Below are 16541 nucleotides of genomic sequence, written 5' to 3'. Positions count from 1 at the left end.
TTTGCCAGTTTTTTTGAAACCTTAAAAACCACATTAAAAATATTTTAATATACACAGGTATTGAGATTACATGGCAAAAAGTAAACTGTTTCGCTCGACTATGATTGTCAGCTCAATGACCATGCTCTCACGTATATTAGGCCTTGTACGTGATATGGTGTTAATGGGTGTGTTCGGAGCCGGCGGTCTGATGGATGCTTTCCTAGTCGCTTTCAAGATACCCAACTTCCTACGTCGCCTTTTTGCTGAAGGGGCCTTTAGCCAAGCATTCGTTCCTGTCTTGTCTGAGTACAAAGAGCGCTTCACCCTGCAAGAAGTACAGATTTTAATTAGCCGCACTTCAGGTGCCTTGCTAATGATTTTATCGATGCTAACGGTCGTGGTAATGTTAGCCTCCCCTTGGGTAATCACCTTATTTGCCCCAGGCTTTTCAGATGATCCTGAGAAGTTTAACACGGCAACTGAGCTGCTACGGTTAACTTTCCCCTACTTATTATTCATCTCGATGACCGCTTTTGCCGGCAGTATCTTGCAAAGCTATGGTCGTTTTGCTGCTCCTGCAGTGGCTCCCGTTCTACTTAACCTAAGTATGATTGCTGGGGCCTTAATTTTTGCACCTATGTTTGATAAACCTATTATGGCACTGGGTTACGCCGTTGCTATAGCAGGTCTATTACAGTTCTTTATTCAGCTACCCCAGCTTTATATGCAAAAACTGTTGGTTAAACCCAAAATCGATTTTCAGCACGAAGGGGTACGTCGTATCCTAAAGCTGATGTTGCCTGCCATTTTTGGAGTATCCGTTACCCAAATCAACCTACTGTTAAATACCGTTCTGGCCTCGTTAATGATAACCGGTTCAGTATCTTGGTTATATGCAGCAGAGCGTTTAACTGAGCTGCCTTTGGGTCTAATTGGGGTAGCAATCGGTACTGTCATCTTACCTAGCTTATCCACCAGTGAAGCCAAAAAAGATGATGTTAGCTTCCGTAAGACTTTAGACTGGGCAGCAAGATTAATTATTGTTGTGGGTATGCCTGCGGCTTGTGCGCTATTTGTGCTATCTGATGTACTAATGCAGACTTTATTTATGCGTGGAGAGTTCGCACTTCGAGACGCAAACATGAGTGGCTTTGCACTACGTAGCATGGCTGGAGGCATCTTGGGCTTTATGTTGATTAAGATTTTTGCTCCTGCTTTCTTTGCCCGTCAAGATACCAAAACTCCGGTTAAAATAGGTATAATTACCGTCATAGCCAACATGATATTTAGCTTAATCTTTGTCGGTATTTTCTACTACTTTAAGTTGCCACTACATGGTGGATTGGCTTTAGCCACCACTGCTGCTTCCTTCGTTAATGCTGGCTTATTGTACTATTTACTGCACAAGCGTGACTTATTTCGCTTCGGTCCGCAGTGGAAAAAACTGTTCGCTCAGTTTGGTATTTCCAGCGCAGTAATGGTGGTGGCATTATATATGATGCTTCCTTACTTCCCGACTCATGATACGCAGTGGCATCGTGTCTTTGCTTTACTGCTAATCTGTGCCGTGGGCGCAATCGTATACGCCGTAGTGTTATTGGCATCAGGCTTCCGTCCTCGTCAGCTAAAACACGGATAATTAAAGTCCTACTATTACCACAATAAAAAAACACCAGCTTATTTAGCTGGTGTTTTTTATTACTATTATGTTCCTAGATTTCCTCAGGCATTTCATCTTCTATAGCAGTGGCATTTCGTATAGCTCTTATCTCTTCAGATTCTTTAAACTCTCTTGCTTCTACTTCATCAAAAAACTCAACATCAGGGTTTAACTCCCAAACTTTCTGCTTAATTTCCTCCAATGTAACATTGAAGTACTCTTTTCGATAGTTGACTAAATTTAACCTTCTGTCAGCAAACTCTCGCTGGATTTGAGCTTCTAAGCTTGGTGCATCTTCACTAAAAATCATGGCATGTACATCAAAATAGAATGGCACACTTGCATCGCCCAGCTCTTTAACCCTATCCATTGGTTCAAGCCTTCTGGTCATTCCAATTTTATAGACATTTTCACCAAAAGAACCAATATTGGAAATGACATACACATAACCAAGTTTGGTCTGTTCTGCCATGGCTTTAACTCTATCATGCTTTCTTTGCATTTCCTTGAGCTCATCACCCAGTTTAGCAATTTCTGCTTGTAGTCTTTCAAGCTCAGGACCCTCAGAATGTAGTGCTTTTTCTTGCACCTTATCTAACAGAACCTCAAGCTTTTTCTCTTCTGCTAATGCTCTTTCAGCTTCTTTTCTAAGTTGCTCCTCCTCACGCTCTAATCTACGCAGTTCAGCCTGCTCTTCTTTTTCTATTTGACGTTTTTCTTTATACTCAAACGCCAAGCGTAGTTCATCAAGTTTTAGCTGCAAATAATAGGGAGATATAAAAATCTTATTGGTCTCATTCATTTTGTTAATAGCTTCGTACGCTTTAACAATTCGCTTTTCCATTCGCTCAATATTATTCCAAGATACGTTAGCAATTGCAGCATCACACTCATTATTGAAAGCCCTTGCTGTTAAACGAATTCCCCGATTTGTCATTTTCTGACCTTCAGCTCGGCTACCACTTACCTCCCATTCAATATTACAAGTAATGGCCGTCTTCTCTTTGATCATCTCTTTTTGCTTTGCTCGGACCTCTTTAATTTTGTCTCTAAATGCCTCTGATGTATCAAAATCAAAATGAGGTTCATACATGCCCATTTCTGCATACTTTAGAGTTTCATCATAAATAGCGATACGACTTAATAAATCGTCATATACTGATCTTTTTTGTTTATAGCTAAGTTGCAACTCTTCAATATCTTTAGTGGTTTTAGTAAGCTTTTCTTTAGCTTCATCTGCTGCTAAGTCAATATCTATCACTCTAGAATATCTATTTATAACTTCAGAATGTTGCTCTGAAAGTTCTGAATAATCAGCAACAACTGCCTGATATTTTTGATTTAATTCAGATAATTCTTTGACCTTTTTAGATAGTTGGTACGCTAAATATCCTACTATCAAAACTAATAATTGAGGCGCATATATTGCAATAGCTAGTATTCCTAAAACGGCTATGATTTTAATTACTAAATCTTTATTATTCATATCAGACTACCTTCAAAGTACTTCTACTTTTTATTCCTATAAACTTATTTCTAAGAAAACTATAACCTCATAAACCACCGAACTTTATAAAGTCGATTATAAAAATCTAACCTATAATTTATTAAATATTTCTTATAAAAGTTGGTATTGGCTTAGTATACATTCAAACTTCAAAGGTAGGTCAACAGCTATGTCTTTATCTCAGGCTGATTCTAATAATATTAAGTGTATAAAAGCGATAGGAATACCTAGACATAAAAAAACCACCGCAACTCGTATAAAGAGTGCGGTGGTTCTTTTGCTTAAACTTAAAGCAGAATACTTAAAGCAAAATAATCAAAAAAATTATTCAGCGTCAGTTTTCTTAGCCTTGCTACGGCCACCAAACGCGCCAAAGCGTTTGTTGAAGCTTGCAACACGACCTTCGTTAGAAGTTTTACGTTGTTCGCCAGTGTAGAAAGGATGTGAAGCGCTAGAAATATCTAGTGGGTAGTAAGGATATTCTTTACCTTCATACTCACGAGTAGCTTTAGTTTTAGCTGTTGAACGAGTTAAGAAGAACACGTCAGCGTTAGTGTCGTGGAATAATACTTCTTTGTACTCTGGATGGATATCTTTACGCATAATAAATTCTCTCTGTGTCCGATATACAGCTGGGCTGTACGTAACTGAGGCACTAAACGCATTAGTGGTTAGCCATCATATCACTGGCTCATTCCAGCACATAACACCAACCCCCTGCTATTCTAGCCTTCCTCAGCGGGAAGTTAAGGCGGTAATTTTACAGAGTTATAGAGCATGATGCAAGGTGATAATAAAGGTTAATTACCTTATCAATCATTAGCACCACGCCCTATAATTAGCTGAAAAACATTCTAGCCTATTAAGTTAAAACTGGCTTAGCTGTCTTTATTGGCCTGATTTTTACTAGAATCAGCTTCAGACTTTGATTCAACATTTTCTTCTGAAGAGTCATCACTTTCTGTATGAAAGTCATAGCTCTCTTGAGTTTCAGCGCCTTTGGTTGGATCCTTAGGCTCTTCACCGAATTGATCCGCAACTTCGTCGCTTACTTCCGTATCTTTAGCGTCATTACTCTCAGTCTTTTCGGCATTTTTATCCGATTTTTCATCAGACTTATCATTTCTATCTGATTTATCGTCTTTTTCAGTTTCAGTAGCTTTAGCACCATTAGTCAAAGCTTGTTTGGCCACGATAGGTTCCGGACCAAATGTAGCTTTTGCCACGCCAATAACCTGATCAATCAAATGACTGTTATAGTGCACCGTAGTGGCCACTGATACTAGGGGTAAAAACTTACCTATCCAGCTTAGGTTGATATTATCCATATCAAAGTTAAACTGCTCTGCTAGCTTGTCCACTTGTTGAGCATAGAACTGTACGTTTGGATTAACAATACCTAGACCTTTGGTTAGTTCGCTGCGTAGACCATTATTATCTGCACTGGCCACTAGACCTTTAGCCACACCAAGGCCGGCTAAAATTGTCTGCTTTTCTTGCATTTTACTAAGATCCGCACTGCCTAATACCGCATAGGCCATCTTAACGCCCTGCTTACCCGTTAATGGCTTATCATATACCGTAGCCAACTGATAAACTGTACGCAATGACACTAACAATAACCATAAAGTATCGGCCAACATACCTGGTAGACCGGCTAAGCCCGTTACCCCGCCCATTGTCGCTAAAGCTCGGTTTTGGTTGGCGATATCGCGCGCTAAGGCATTACGCTCTTGATCTGTTAACCCTTGAACCCCCTTGAAACGCTGCTCGCGAGGTAGGTCAATTTCACTCCAGGTAGCTGCTAATTTAGCCACTTGCGAAAATACACCATCAGAAGCTTTTTGGAAAATGCTGTCTGGTACCACTTTTTTGGCATACTTGCTGTAAGTGCTAAAACGAGTACCTAGCAACTGCTGTGAGGTTTTTAGAGTCTGTTGACTCAACAGGTTGTTAACATTTTTGTCTTTATACTCTGACAAATCGACCGCTTTGAATTGACTGGCTTTACCAGATTTAGCATTAAGACTATCTAGCAGTGCGCCAAAACGCTCTAGACCACTGCGAGCTACATGGCCTACAGCATCAACGCCATCAATGATTTTTTTACTGGTGTTAGACTTATTAGATTTGTTAGCCATAAAAAAATTTTCCTAAAAATTGAATAAATTAATGGGTTTAAATACTCTTTTCTTTGTTAGTTTATTAATATCTTTTAAATACTAAATATTATAAAAAACCCTGAAGATAAATTAACTATTACATTAATACTGTCTTTCATTTTATGTAATTAAGAGCAAGATATCAGTTTAAACAGTGTTATCGCGCTTTAGCACAATGTAAAATAGCCTACTGCTAACTTATTATCCGCCCCTTCAACTTATCTTATTGTCTTTATAATAAATAAATTTTGCGTTTTTCGCTAAAGATATCGAGCGTTTATGATTTACCACACTTTTGCTTTTCATAACTTGCCAGCTCACCAGCTCCTGCCCCATCTGATAGACTTCATTGAACAAGGTTGCCTGTCGCACTTGCCTTGGCATCCTTGCTGGCTTAATAACGAAGGGCAACAGGTTATCGGTCTATTGCCCAAAACCTCTTGGACTGTTTATAACACCTTAGATCCAGTTCCTCCTACCTTAAAAGCGTCTAACTTAAATATTGAGATATTAAAGACTTCTCGTCAAGAGTCTGACACTATTAACGCTCAATACAATCGCTATACCCTTGACTATCAAAGCTGGATTGAGGAGCTGACGCACTACTGCAATCAAAGCCTGATGCAGCAACAAAATTCTGAATTATCGCCCACTCCTTATGCTTCGAATACTGCTTATCACAGTGGCTTAATGGGGTTTATCGGCTATGATATTGGTGCCAGAGCCTTAGCGGCTAATCCAGAAATTGGAATGGCAAACCAGCCTTGTGCTTTTTTAGGACACTACGATGTGTATCTAAAACCTTGCGATACACAGGGATGGGAGGTACATACTGAAAGTTCTACGCCTCAGGCTGTTAAAGACGCTATTGTCTGCCACCTACAACAGTTTGACGAACAACTATTAGATTTGTTACAACACTCTATGTCACCCCCCGCTCTGCCATTAACCGCCTTATGGAGTGCAGAACAATACGCACAAGCTTTCAAGCAAACGCAGCAGTACTTATATCAAGGTGATAGTTATCAAATTAACCTGACTCAAAAATGGCAAGGCACATTGGCGACTTCAGCTGATTGCGCTCTATCAGCATATAACTTTGACCAAAACCCCTCTTTGGTAGATTATTTGCCTGATTTGCATCAAAACACCAGATCCCCCTTTGCTGGGTATTTAGCCCTGACTCACGACCCAGCTCATAATTCGCTATCTAAAATCACAGCCAACTCCGACCCTTCATTTCATCTCGAATTTGAGCTTCTAAGCTGCTCACCAGAGTTATTTGTGTTGTTTAATAAAACCGAAGTCCATGACCCAACACAGCCTAGCCAATCGCAAATTATTACTAAGCCGATTAAAGGCACTCTACCGCGAGGTGCTACTAAAGAACAAGATGAACAGCTGAAACAGCAGCTGGCTCAAAGTGAAAAAGACAAAGCTGAAAATGTGATGATTGTCGATTTATTACGTAATGATTTGGGAAAATATGCAGAAGTAGGTAGCGTTAAAGTGCCCAAACTATTTGCTATTGAAAGCTTTAGCAATGTGCATCATATGGTCAGCACCGTTACTGCCATTATCAAAGAAGAGCATCATCCGTTGACCGTCTTATTTAATAGCTTGCCTGCAGGGTCCATCACCGGCACCCCAAAGAAAAGAGCGGTTGAAATCATTAGTGAGTTAGAGGTTGCTCCCCGAGGGGCCTATTGCGGTACTTTGGGTTTCTTAAACTTTGATGGCACAGGTCAGTGGAACGTCCTTATTCGCTCGCTACAAGCAGACTCAGAAGGTCAAGTCTCGCTATGGGCAGGCGGCGGAATTACTGTAGGCTCAAACTGTGACTCTGAGTATCAAGAGTGCCATGATAAAGTCGGTAACCTCTTGGCTATCTTAGATCCTAAAGCTTAATGAACCAAAGCTTAATAAATCGTTGAATAAAAAAAGGTCAGAATTAATTCTGACCTTTTTATTTAACCCTTTTAGCAAAAAAACTTAAGCAGATACTCTTTGTTTTAGCGCATCAATCAGGCGTTTATTTTGTTCTGCCGTCCCTACGGTGATACGTAAGTAGTCACTGATTCTTGGCTGATTAAAATAACGAACAATCACCCCTTGCTCACGCAAAGCTTGGGCAATCTCACCAGCATCTCCCTGCTCTGGACGGGCAAACACAAAGTTCGCTTGCGAGGGTAGTACACTAAAACCTAACTCAGACAAATCACTGATTAGTTGCTGACGTAGCTCAATAACCTTTTGGCAAGTCTCATCAAAATAGGCCACATCTTTCACACTAGCCAATGCTCCAGCTTGCGCCAGACGATCTAGAGGATAGCTGTTAAAGCTGTTTTTCATGCGGGTTAGGGCTTCAATCAAAGATGGATTACCAAATGCCATACCCACGCGCAGACCGGCTAATGAGCGAGACTTTGAGAAAGTCTGAGTGACCAATAAGTTATCATGCTTATCGATCAAACTAATGGCTGACACCTCTGCCTGATCAGCAAAGTCAATATAAGCCTCATCAATGACCACCACAGCATTTGGGTGCTCAGTAGCCAATTTATCAATAGCTTCTAATGACAATAAGATGCCTGTAGGAGCATTGGGGTTGGCAATAATAATGCCTGAGCAAGGCTGACGGTAATCGTTAGTTTCGATACTAAAGTCTTCCCTCAGAGGTATACTCACCAACTCAACGCCAAAGGTATCTGCATAGACAGGATAAAAGCTATAGCTGATATCAGGCGATAGCAAAGGACGCTCTTTTAGGAAAAAGCTAGCGAACACCAAAGCCAATACTTCATCAGAGCCATTGCCTACAAACACTTGATTTACCTGTAACTTATAAGCTTCGGCTAAGGCCTGCTTTAAGTCATCAGATTCAGGAGCTGGGTACAAACGCAATTGATCCGCTTGATTGCTCAAAGCCTCTGAAATAGCTTCTGCCACTTTAGGTGAAGGCGGAAAAGGGTTTTCATTGGTATTTAGTTTGCATAGATTATCATGCTTGGGCTGCTCACCCGGCACATAAGGGTTCAAGTTACGGGCTTTGGTAGACCACAATCGAGTATCTAATTTAAATTCCATAGTCTTTATCACTTATTAATAGTCTTTATAACTTATTATTAGTATATGTAGAGTAATACAATAACTTATCTTATCACGCTGCTGGCTGGTAAACGATAACATTCATTGAAAAATAGCGAAGTTATCGTGTTCATACGTCAGCTAGTGTCGCTTACATTAAATAGCAGTACCTAGCAAGGAGCCTACTAATTTTAGGGCTCACTGCGATAACGGGCTGAGCGCGCGTGTGCTTCTAAGTCTTCTTGCATAGCTAGCGTATCTGCTACTCGGGCTAAGGGCTTAGAGCCTTCTTTTGTACAATAAATTAAAGAAGACTTCTTCTGGAAATCATAGACCCCCAATGGTGAAGAAAATCTCGCTGTCCCTGATGTGGGTAACACATGGTTGGGCCCAGCACAGTAGTCACCAATGGCCTCAGGGGTATGACGGCCCATAAAGATAGCACCGGCGTGACGAATATCGGCAATAAGCTCATCTGGATTGTCCAAAGACAGCTCCAAATGCTCAGGAGCGACGCGATTGATAACTTGTAACCCTTCCGCACGATCTTTCACTAAAATTAAAGCCCCTCGATTTTGCAACGACTGACGAGCAATATCTGCTTTTGGCAACTGTGCTAATGCTTTTTCAATGGCCTGCTCGACCGCTTGTAGTTGCTCTTCGCTGGTGGTGACAAAAATAGACTGTGCGACCGTGTCATGCTCAGCTTGGGACAATAAGTCCATTGCCAGCCAATCGGCATTATCCTCTTTTTCCCCTTCAGCATACACCAAAACTTCAGAAGGCCCAGCAATCATATCAATACCGACTTGACCAAATACCGCTCTTTTCGCCGCAGCCACATATTTGTTACCCGGTCCCGTAATCTTATCTACTTGCGGAATGGTATCGGTACCATAAGCCAAAGCAGCCACTGCTTGAGCACCGCCAATAGTGAATACTTTATCCACCCCTGACAGGTAAGCTGCAGCCAATACCAATGGGTTAAGCTCCCCTTTTGGCGCTGGCACCACCATAATGACTTCAGTGACTCCAGCGACTTTTGCTGGAATGGCATTCATTAACACTGAGGATGGATAAGAAGCTAACCCTCCAGGTACATAAATACCAACGCGATCTAAAGGCGTTACTTTCTGACCCAAACGGTTGCCTAGATCATCGGTATATTCCCAAGTTTCTTGCACCTGACGTTGGTGGAAGCTTTTAACACGGTCTGCAGCTGTGTCTAAGGCAGATTTAATAGACTCCTCTAGCGCATCGTAGGCGGCTTTAAGCTCATTTTGAGTCAGCACCAAGTCTTGCATAGAAGCTGCAGGGTGCGAATCAAACTTTTGCGTCAGCTTTAGTACTGCTTCATCTCCAGTTTGACGTACCTGATGGATAATAGCGTCCACAGCCTCTAGCAAATCTTTATCATTCACAGTTTCAAAAGCAAGCAACTCAGTTAGTTGTTGGTCAAAATTAGCATCGGCACTGGTCAAAATACGCATGGATGTCCTCGAGAGAATAACGGTAATAAAATATAATATTGAATGTTATGTCTAATATAAATTAAAGAATTGATTGCACAGCTCGGATAAAACTTGAAGGTTATATAGCATTAAAGGTTAATGGGTATATTATCAGTTTAACATGCAAACCAATCGATTTTATCAATTGACAGATTAAATATAAGTTATTTTTATCTTCATTTTTTATATTAACTCGCATAAAAAAACACCACATACCGTGGTGTTCTTTTATAAAGCAATTACTCGCCCACACTTTGTTTAAAGCTGTCTAAAATGGGCTGCAGTAAACTGTATTTACGTTTATAACTGACCTGATTCACAATTAATCGTGATGAAACGTCACAGATATGCTCTCTTGGCTCTAAGCCGTTAGCACGTAAGGTGTTACCGGTGTCTACCACATCAACAATTAAATCGCCCAAACCTACCAGTGGCGCCAATTCCATTGAGCCATAAAGCTTAATAATATCTACTTGCTGGCCTTGGCTGGCAAAATAAGCACGGGCAACGTTAACGTACTTAGTAGCAATACGTAGACGACGGTTGGGTAGCTCTGCCCCTTTGATCCCTGCTGTCATCAGTTTACATTGGGCAATCTTCAGATCAAGAAGCTCATATACGTGCTTCGCCCCATATTCTAATAATACATCTTTACCGGCTACACCGAAATCCGCTGCCCCATGTTCAACATAAGTCGGCACATCACTGGCGCGTAAAATCAATACGCGAACTTGTTCATGAGAGGTGGGAAAAATCAGTTTGCGTGATTTATCTGGATCTTCTAAAAGCTCGATACCAGCCGCTTTTAACAAAGGCAAAGTTTCTTTTAAAATGCGCCCTTTAGATAGTGCTAAAGTTAACCCGCTATAATCACTATCAGCTTGATTCAATAATTCATTGGTGTCTGTCATAGTAAAGAGTGTCTTAATTTGATGAAAGTGTGTTTGGTACCGATTATTACAGCATCAATTAATCGTCGTTAGCTTCTGACTCAGCATTATCTGTAGTAGGGTTTACTCGCTCAATTTTTACCCCAAGACCACGCAGTTTTTCTTCTACATTTTCATAACCACGGTCAATATGATAAATGCGATCAATCAAGGTCTCCCCTTCAGCTGCAGCAGCTGCCATAACCAGTGACATAGAAGCACGCAGGTCAGTGGCCATTACGGGAGCGGCATTAAACGCTTCTACTCCGCGGATGATAGCGGTGTGACCATCTACTTGGATGTCTGCCCCCATGCGCTTTAACTCCGGCACATGCATATAACGGTTTTCAAAGATGTTTTCACTAATGGTACTAGTCCCATCTGCCAGGCAGCAAACCGCCATTAACTGCGCTTGCATGTCTGTTGGGAAGCCTGGGTGAGGCTGAGTGCGAATATCTACCGGCTTAGGGCGACCCGTCATTTGAACTCGAATCCAATCATCCCCTGTGGTAACCACTGCACCCATCTCTTCAAACTTCTGTAGCACAGGGATTAGTAGTGAAGGATCGGTATTTTTGGTGGTCACATCGCCTTCAGTCATCAAGGCACCCGCTAAGTAAGACCCGGTCTCAATACGGTCAGCAACCACAGAATATTCACAACCTTTTAGGCTTTCTACGCCTTCGATAGTCAACGTTGAAGTGCCAATACCTTCAATTTTAGCGCCCATAGCCACTAGCATATTGGCCAAGTCGACAACCTCTGGCTCACGAGCACAGTTTTCTAATACTGTAGTACCTTTGGCTAAAGTAGCAGCGATAAGGACGTTTTCAGTGCCACCCACAGTCACCATATCAAAGCTAAATTCACAACCAATTAGGCGGCCACCTTCTGGCGCTTTAGCAATAACATAACCATTTTCTACTTTGATATCAGCTCCCATAGCTTCAAAGGCTTTTAAGTGCTGATCTACAGGACGTGAACCAATCGCACAACCGCCAGGTAGCGATACTTCAGCTTCGCCAAAACGTGCCAGTAATGGACCTAAAACTAAAATAGAGGCGCGCATGGTTTTTACTAACTCGTAAGGCGCAAAATAGTTTTCGATGGTGCTGGTATCACAAGTAACGACATTGCCATTCTTCTCGATAGTGATGCCTAGGCCCGCGATAAGCTTAACCAGCGTACGCACATCTTGCAAAGAGGGAACGTTATTCAATGTGGTGGGGGTCTCTGCCAAAATCATAGCAGCTAGAAGTGGAAGGGCGGCGTTTTTTGCCCCTGAAATAGTGACTTCGCCTGCAATGCGACTACGGCCGGTAATTAGAAATTGGTCCATTGAATACTGTCCTAAACTGAAATACGATTAAAATTTTATGAGGGCTAAGACTTCACTGCTAAATACAACTCTATTGTGGCTAGTCTTAAATGATGGGTCTTAGCTGACTGACCTTAGTTGCCTAACCTTAGTTGACTAACTCAGTCAAAATTATTGGTTGGCTTGCATCTGTTCCCATTCTTGCGGAGTCAAAGCCTGAATATTAAGGGCATGAATCTCACCACTGGCAATGATATCTCCTACCAAACCATAGACAGCTTGCTGGCGCTGAACCAAGCGTTTGCCTTCAAAACTGGCATCCACCACGCGCACATCAAACTTATTACCTTGATTGGCCGCTTGAATAAAGGCGTCTGGGAAATGTGGCTGTAAAAATGCGATTAAATCATCAGCGTTCATGCTCATGGAAACTACCTATAATTAGTATTGAAATGAGTAAAAATAAATAAGGGGACGGACTGGCAAAAAGTAACAGCGCTATTAGGGATAGTTTTAAGCCAGCAGCTACTTCCAACTACTTTAAGTTAACTAAGCTATTAATCTCTAAGCTATAGTTATTATCTATGCCAATGTATTTGGACATTAAGCTCACACAGCCCGTGTTAAGCTTTTGATTATAGCAAGTGTGGTGGATATTTGCCTAATAGATGTTTATTAATATCCTTTAGTTCATGCAAAGTTCATAATCTACTGTAGTTTTTGTTGCAGATAGTTAATGAGCTGAGGCCGGACTGAATTCACCCAAGTCAATGAGGTCGACATGGCAGCAATGCTGGTGGCATGGTTGGCTTTTTCGATTTCTTCAGTAACCACAGTCGCACCACCTTTAGTCAAGGCTTGCGCCATTTTTGTGGTATTACTAAGGTGGACCACCTTATCGTTTTCTGCTGTCATTAATAAATAATCAGGCTGCTTGCCACTACTTCCCGCCTTAAGTAAGCCATCAGGCATCACCTGCTCTGGACTTGCTGTTTCAGGAAACACACCTCTTGTAGAAAACTTTCTAAAGTCATAGCTGTAAGGGCCAGCAATGCCCACTACTGCTTTGATATCACTGGGCTGTAAACCATAAGGCTGTAAAAAGTCGGCATTAGAGACAGCAGCAACCGCATTAAACGCGCCTGCTGAGTGACCAATCACTGCCACCTTATTGGCATCAGCATAAAACTTATCAGCGTTATGATACGACCAAGCAATCGCTTGAGCTGTATCCTTCACAAAGGCAGGATAAATAAACTTTGGGGCTTTACGATAATTAATCACAGCGGTCACATAGCCTGCTTTGGCCAAGCTTTGACCGACAAAAGCATACTGCTCTTTATTGCCATTTTCCCACGAGCCACCATGGACAAAGATAACCAACGGATAATCTGCTTTGGGACTTTGGTTATTACGGATGGCTTTGGCTAGTGCTTTGGGATAATAAACATCTAGGTTTTGATCCACTTCACTGCCATAACTTAAGTCTTTAGTGACGCTAATTTCACCCTTGGGGCTAACCACATTTAATAACAGTAAACCTGGTGAGGCGTTAGCAGATACCGTTTGTAGTGACCATAAAGCCACACCAGTAACTGCTAATGAAGCTGTCCATCTTTTATATTTTTGCATAGTTTATTCAATATATGGGCTAGTCACCATAAGGACTAGGGTAAATGTTATCTGCGCTCTGCACCGGTGTCACAGGGGCACTCTGATTATTTAAGTTATTGCTTGTGTCATCAGTGGCTACTGCAGCAGGCTGATAGTCATTCACAGTCCCCTGTTGATCAACATACGACTGATCTACTACAGCCACACCTTGGACTGGCTCTTCAATATAACGCGGCGCTGGAGGCTCAAGATTGGTTTCTTGAATGATGTCATCCTCATTAATTACTGCCCCATTATTATCGATAAGCTCTGTTAACAGTACCAACTCTTTGATACCCACGGTGCTATTAATAATATTGATTAAATGCTCGCGTTGGGCTGGCGTCAATTTACCCATGACATAAACAATTCCGTCATCAGTCACCACTTTTACTTGGCTATTTTTGATGGCGTTATTGGCTAAGATCTTGGCATTAACCTTTGAGCTAATGTAAGTATCGTGAACGGTATAACTGGCGCCCTTGATGTTAGCCACTGTCAATTTATTATACAGTTGCTTGATATCTGGCATAGAAGACACAATAGTTTCTACTTGCTGTTTGGCCTCTTCATCTGGCACCTCACCGGTAAGTAACACTGTGCTATAAAAGCTGTGAATGCTAACACGACTAGTTTCAGAGAAGGTAGGGCTGATGCGGCTAATATTGACCTTTGCAGTATTTTCAATACTTTTATCCAAGATACGTTGGGCTAAGGTTCGATCTGTTGCCGCTACCCCAAAAGACTCTTCTGGAGACTTGATGGCTTGTAGCGAAACACAGCCACTCAATAAGCCAACGCTTAATGCCACGCCTAAGGTGATACGTTTCATAGATTTATTGCCCGGTAACCAAGAACTTGCCATTTTATAATGTCCTTATTTATAGCCTTACTAACACATTTTAGCTTTACAAAAGGTATATTATTTATCTAAAAAGCTTAGGATGGCCTATAACGATAGGGGTGTTTTTAAAAAACTTCAAAAGTAATCTCAAAAAATATGTTGCCTAGTTTACCTATATCAGCCCGTTCTACCTTACCTATTTGGTAACAAAACCCTAACACAATATGCAATATGCAATACACTATTTAAGAATAGCTTTTACCAAGCATTGGCGATAAAAGCACCTTGCACCCATTCAGGCTGTAAAAAGTCTTGAGCAGTCTTAGCTTGACCCATCTGATTAAAGGCGATGACATCGAACCGGCAATCAAGATCAGCATAACTAGGATTTTGTCGCAAAAAGAATCGAGCCGTTTTAATGAGCTTACGCTGTTTGGCATAGGTTATACTCATTACCGCATCTCCATAATGCGACACTTTACGCTTACGCACCTCAGCGAAGACTAAGGTGTCCCACGCTCGGCCCGGCTGTAACAATATTAAGTCTATTTCACCAACCTTGGGCTGTTGCCAGTTTGTGGCTATGATAGACAGCCCTTGCTGCTGCAAGAAATCGGCGGCTATTTTTTCATAACGCCCCCCTTGTCGCTGTTTTGGCGAACTGAGTAATAAGGGGTTAGGTGGCATAGAGTTGGCCTGTTTAAGTTTAAACCGGTTTAAGTAAGGTATCGAATTTAGGAAGTCCGTTACACTTCTCTATCTCAGCCCCCTCTATCCGCTCAGCATATTAAAGCGTATTAAAGACAATATTGTTGAAGATAAAGATAAGCGAACCAAGATATATTAGCACATCATGGTAAACTGGTAACACGCAACCTAGGTGTCTTTTTAAAATTTTAATTAAGGTGTTTTATGTCAGTGCAACATGACGCTCAGCAACCCTCGCAGTCTCAGCCTCAATATCAACCTCAAACTGGTGCTTCGGTAGCCAAAGCTTATCTATATATTGTGGCCACCCCTATTGGAAATATGGGCGATATCACTGCTCGTGCCATTGATACTCTAAAAAAGGTGGATATCATTGCCTGTGAAGACACTCGAACTTCTGGCAAATTGCTGTCCAACTTTGGCATTGACACCCAAACTTGGGCTTACCATGAACATAATAGTGAGGTTCAAACTCCGAAAATCATTGAAATGATTCAGCGCGGTCATTCCGTGGCGTTAATTAGTGACGCAGGCACTCCTTTAATTAGTGATCCAGGCTATCAGTTGGTTCAAGCCGCCCATGCTGCCAATGTCGCTGTCGTCCCCATCGTTGGCGCCAGTGCCGCTATTGGCGCCTTGAGTGTGGCCGGATTGCCCTCTGATAAGTTCAGCTTTGTGGGTTTCTTGCCTGCCAAAACCCATGGCCGAGTTAAGCAATTACAAGATTATGCTGAGCGTAGTGAAACCTTGATTTTTTATGAAGCCCCGCATCGTATCGTCGCCAGCTTAAAAGATATGGCCGAAGTTTTTGGGAAGAGCCGCCCAGCTACGCTGTGCCGCGAACTTACTAAGACCTTTGAGACGGTTAGGAAGTCAACGCTCGGTGAGCTGGTCGACTTTGTTGAATCAGACAGTAATCAGCAAAAAGGTGAGATCGTGTTGGTTGTGGGGGGTAATGTTACTGACGTTAATGAGGACTTAAATGTGCATGATTCTTTACTGCTGCGCTTACTTGAGGACTTGTCGGTAAAAAAAGCAGCCGCTTTGGCCTCTGATATTACTGGGGTTAAAAAGAATGCCTTATATCAAAGATTGCTTGAATTACAGCAAAACCAGCCGTAAAACCAACCCTAAGAGAACCATTTCTCAATGCTAAGCTAAACAGAGCATAAGTGATCTG

At 41.8% G+C, this 16541-nt stretch carries 14 protein-coding genes; 3 read left to right on the top strand and 11 right to left on the bottom strand.

The window, feature by feature from the left end; genetic code table 11:
* Positions 1-70: 70 nt before the first annotated feature.
* On the top strand, positions 71-1621 hold the full coding sequence (murJ, locus tag B3S92_RS05445) for a murein biosynthesis integral membrane protein MurJ (RefSeq protein WP_296203556.1): 1551 nt from the start codon (positions 71-73) through the stop codon (positions 1619-1621).
* Between the two features lie 73 nt (positions 1622-1694).
* Here murJ and B3S92_RS05440 read toward each other — a convergent pair whose 3' ends face one another.
* The 3 genes from B3S92_RS05440 to B3S92_RS05430 all read right to left on the bottom strand — a co-directional run bounded on the left by B3S92_RS05440 (position 1695) and on the right by B3S92_RS05430 (position 5290).
* Entirely contained in the window at positions 1695-3128 is a 1434-nt protein-coding gene (locus tag B3S92_RS05440; RefSeq protein WP_296203555.1) for a DUF4041 domain-containing protein, read from the bottom strand.
* Positions 3129-3473: 345 nt separating this feature from the next.
* On the bottom strand, positions 3474-3752 hold the full coding sequence (locus B3S92_RS05435) for a type B 50S ribosomal protein L31 (protein WP_028857892.1): 279 nt from the start codon (positions 3750-3752) through the stop codon (positions 3474-3476).
* A gap of 275 nt (positions 3753-4027) precedes the next feature.
* Positions 4028-5290, bottom strand: a complete 1263-nt coding sequence (locus B3S92_RS05430; RefSeq protein WP_296203550.1) for an EcsC family protein — start codon at positions 5288-5290, stop codon at positions 4028-4030.
* Between the two features lie 300 nt (positions 5291-5590).
* Between B3S92_RS05430 and B3S92_RS05425 the strand changes: the two genes are divergently transcribed.
* Entirely contained in the window at positions 5591-7219 is a 1629-nt protein-coding gene (locus B3S92_RS05425; protein WP_296203546.1) for an anthranilate synthase component I family protein, read from the top strand.
* A gap of 84 nt (positions 7220-7303) precedes the next feature.
* On the opposite strand, the gene hisC is transcribed toward B3S92_RS05425, so the two are convergent.
* The 8 genes from hisC to B3S92_RS05385 all read right to left on the bottom strand — a co-directional run bounded on the left by hisC (position 7304) and on the right by B3S92_RS05385 (position 15340).
* The gene (gene hisC, locus B3S92_RS05420; RefSeq protein WP_296203544.1) at positions 7304-8398 is read right to left on the bottom strand and encodes a histidinol-phosphate transaminase; all 1095 of its coding nucleotides are present in this window, start codon (positions 8396-8398) and stop codon (positions 7304-7306) included.
* A 191-nt stretch (positions 8399-8589) separates the two neighbouring features.
* Positions 8590-9888 (bottom strand): histidinol dehydrogenase, encoded by a 1299-nt coding sequence (gene hisD / locus B3S92_RS05415; RefSeq protein WP_296203540.1) that lies wholly within the window; start codon positions 9886-9888, stop codon positions 8590-8592.
* Between the two features lie 260 nt (positions 9889-10148).
* The gene (hisG, locus tag B3S92_RS05410; RefSeq protein ID WP_296203538.1) at positions 10149-10820 is read right to left on the bottom strand and encodes an ATP phosphoribosyltransferase; all 672 of its coding nucleotides are present in this window, start codon (positions 10818-10820) and stop codon (positions 10149-10151) included.
* A 58-nt stretch (positions 10821-10878) separates the two neighbouring features.
* On the bottom strand, positions 10879-12177 hold the full coding sequence (gene murA, locus B3S92_RS05405; protein ID WP_296203536.1) for a UDP-N-acetylglucosamine 1-carboxyvinyltransferase: 1299 nt from the start codon (positions 12175-12177) through the stop codon (positions 10879-10881).
* 150 nt (positions 12178-12327) lie between these two features.
* Complete coding sequence (locus B3S92_RS05400) at positions 12328-12582, bottom strand: BolA family protein (protein WP_077450729.1); 255 nt, start codon at positions 12580-12582, stop codon at positions 12328-12330.
* Between the two features lie 282 nt (positions 12583-12864).
* Positions 12865-13788, bottom strand: coding sequence for an alpha/beta hydrolase (locus tag B3S92_RS05395; protein WP_296203531.1), 924 nt, complete (start codon positions 13786-13788; stop codon positions 12865-12867).
* A 19-nt stretch (positions 13789-13807) separates the two neighbouring features.
* Positions 13808-14674, bottom strand: a complete 867-nt coding sequence (locus tag B3S92_RS05390; protein ID WP_296203529.1) for a BON domain-containing protein — start codon at positions 14672-14674, stop codon at positions 13808-13810.
* Between the two features lie 237 nt (positions 14675-14911).
* Entirely contained in the window at positions 14912-15340 is a 429-nt protein-coding gene (locus B3S92_RS05385) for a YraN family protein (RefSeq protein ID WP_296203527.1), read from the bottom strand.
* 225 nt (positions 15341-15565) lie between these two features.
* Here B3S92_RS05385 and rsmI point away from each other — a divergent pair, with 225 nt between their 5' ends.
* The gene (gene rsmI, locus B3S92_RS05380; protein WP_296203526.1) at positions 15566-16483 is read left to right on the top strand and encodes a 16S rRNA (cytidine(1402)-2'-O)-methyltransferase; all 918 of its coding nucleotides are present in this window, start codon (positions 15566-15568) and stop codon (positions 16481-16483) included.
* Positions 16484-16541: the final 58 nt, after the last annotated feature.

It is taken from the genome of Psychrobacter sp. UBA3962 (genome assembly GCF_002385225.1).
Taxonomy (GTDB): domain Bacteria; phylum Pseudomonadota; class Gammaproteobacteria; order Pseudomonadales; family Moraxellaceae; genus Psychrobacter.
Note: the sequence above shows the minus strand (reverse complement) of the source record. Positions and strands in the feature narration are given on the sequence as shown.

Excerpts from the sequence above, each read along its gene's own strand:
- murJ (WP_296203556.1), top strand. The coding sequence starts at position 71 with ATGGCAAAAAGTAAACTGTTTCGCTCGACTATGATTGTCAGCTCAATG.
- B3S92_RS05440 (WP_296203555.1), bottom strand. The coding sequence starts at position 3,128 with ATGAATAATAAAGATTTAGTAATTAAAATCATAGCCGTTTTAGGAATA.
- B3S92_RS05435 (WP_028857892.1), bottom strand. The coding sequence starts at position 3,752 with ATGCGTAAAGATATCCATCCAGAGTACAAAGAAGTATTATTCCACGAC.
- B3S92_RS05430 (WP_296203550.1), bottom strand. The coding sequence starts at position 5,290 with ATGGCTAACAAATCTAATAAGTCTAACACCAGTAAAAAAATCATTGAT.
- B3S92_RS05425 (WP_296203546.1), top strand. The coding sequence starts at position 5,591 with ATGATTTACCACACTTTTGCTTTTCATAACTTGCCAGCTCACCAGCTC.
- hisC (WP_296203544.1), bottom strand. The coding sequence starts at position 8,398 with ATGGAATTTAAATTAGATACTCGATTGTGGTCTACCAAAGCCCGTAAC.
- hisD (WP_296203540.1), bottom strand. The coding sequence starts at position 9,888 with ATGCGTATTTTGACCAGTGCCGATGCTAATTTTGACCAACAACTAACT.
- hisG (WP_296203538.1), bottom strand. The coding sequence starts at position 10,820 with ATGACAGACACCAATGAATTATTGAATCAAGCTGATAGTGATTATAGC.
- murA (WP_296203536.1), bottom strand. The coding sequence starts at position 12,177 with ATGGACCAATTTCTAATTACCGGCCGTAGTCGCATTGCAGGCGAAGTC.
- B3S92_RS05400 (WP_077450729.1), bottom strand. The coding sequence starts at position 12,582 with ATGAGCATGAACGCTGATGATTTAATCGCATTTTTACAGCCACATTTC.
- B3S92_RS05395 (WP_296203531.1), bottom strand. The coding sequence starts at position 13,788 with ATGCAAAAATATAAAAGATGGACAGCTTCATTAGCAGTTACTGGTGTG.
- B3S92_RS05390 (WP_296203529.1), bottom strand. The coding sequence starts at position 14,674 with ATGGCAAGTTCTTGGTTACCGGGCAATAAATCTATGAAACGTATCACC.
- B3S92_RS05385 (WP_296203527.1), bottom strand. The coding sequence starts at position 15,340 with ATGCCACCTAACCCCTTATTACTCAGTTCGCCAAAACAGCGACAAGGG.
- rsmI (WP_296203526.1), top strand. The coding sequence starts at position 15,566 with ATGTCAGTGCAACATGACGCTCAGCAACCCTCGCAGTCTCAGCCTCAA.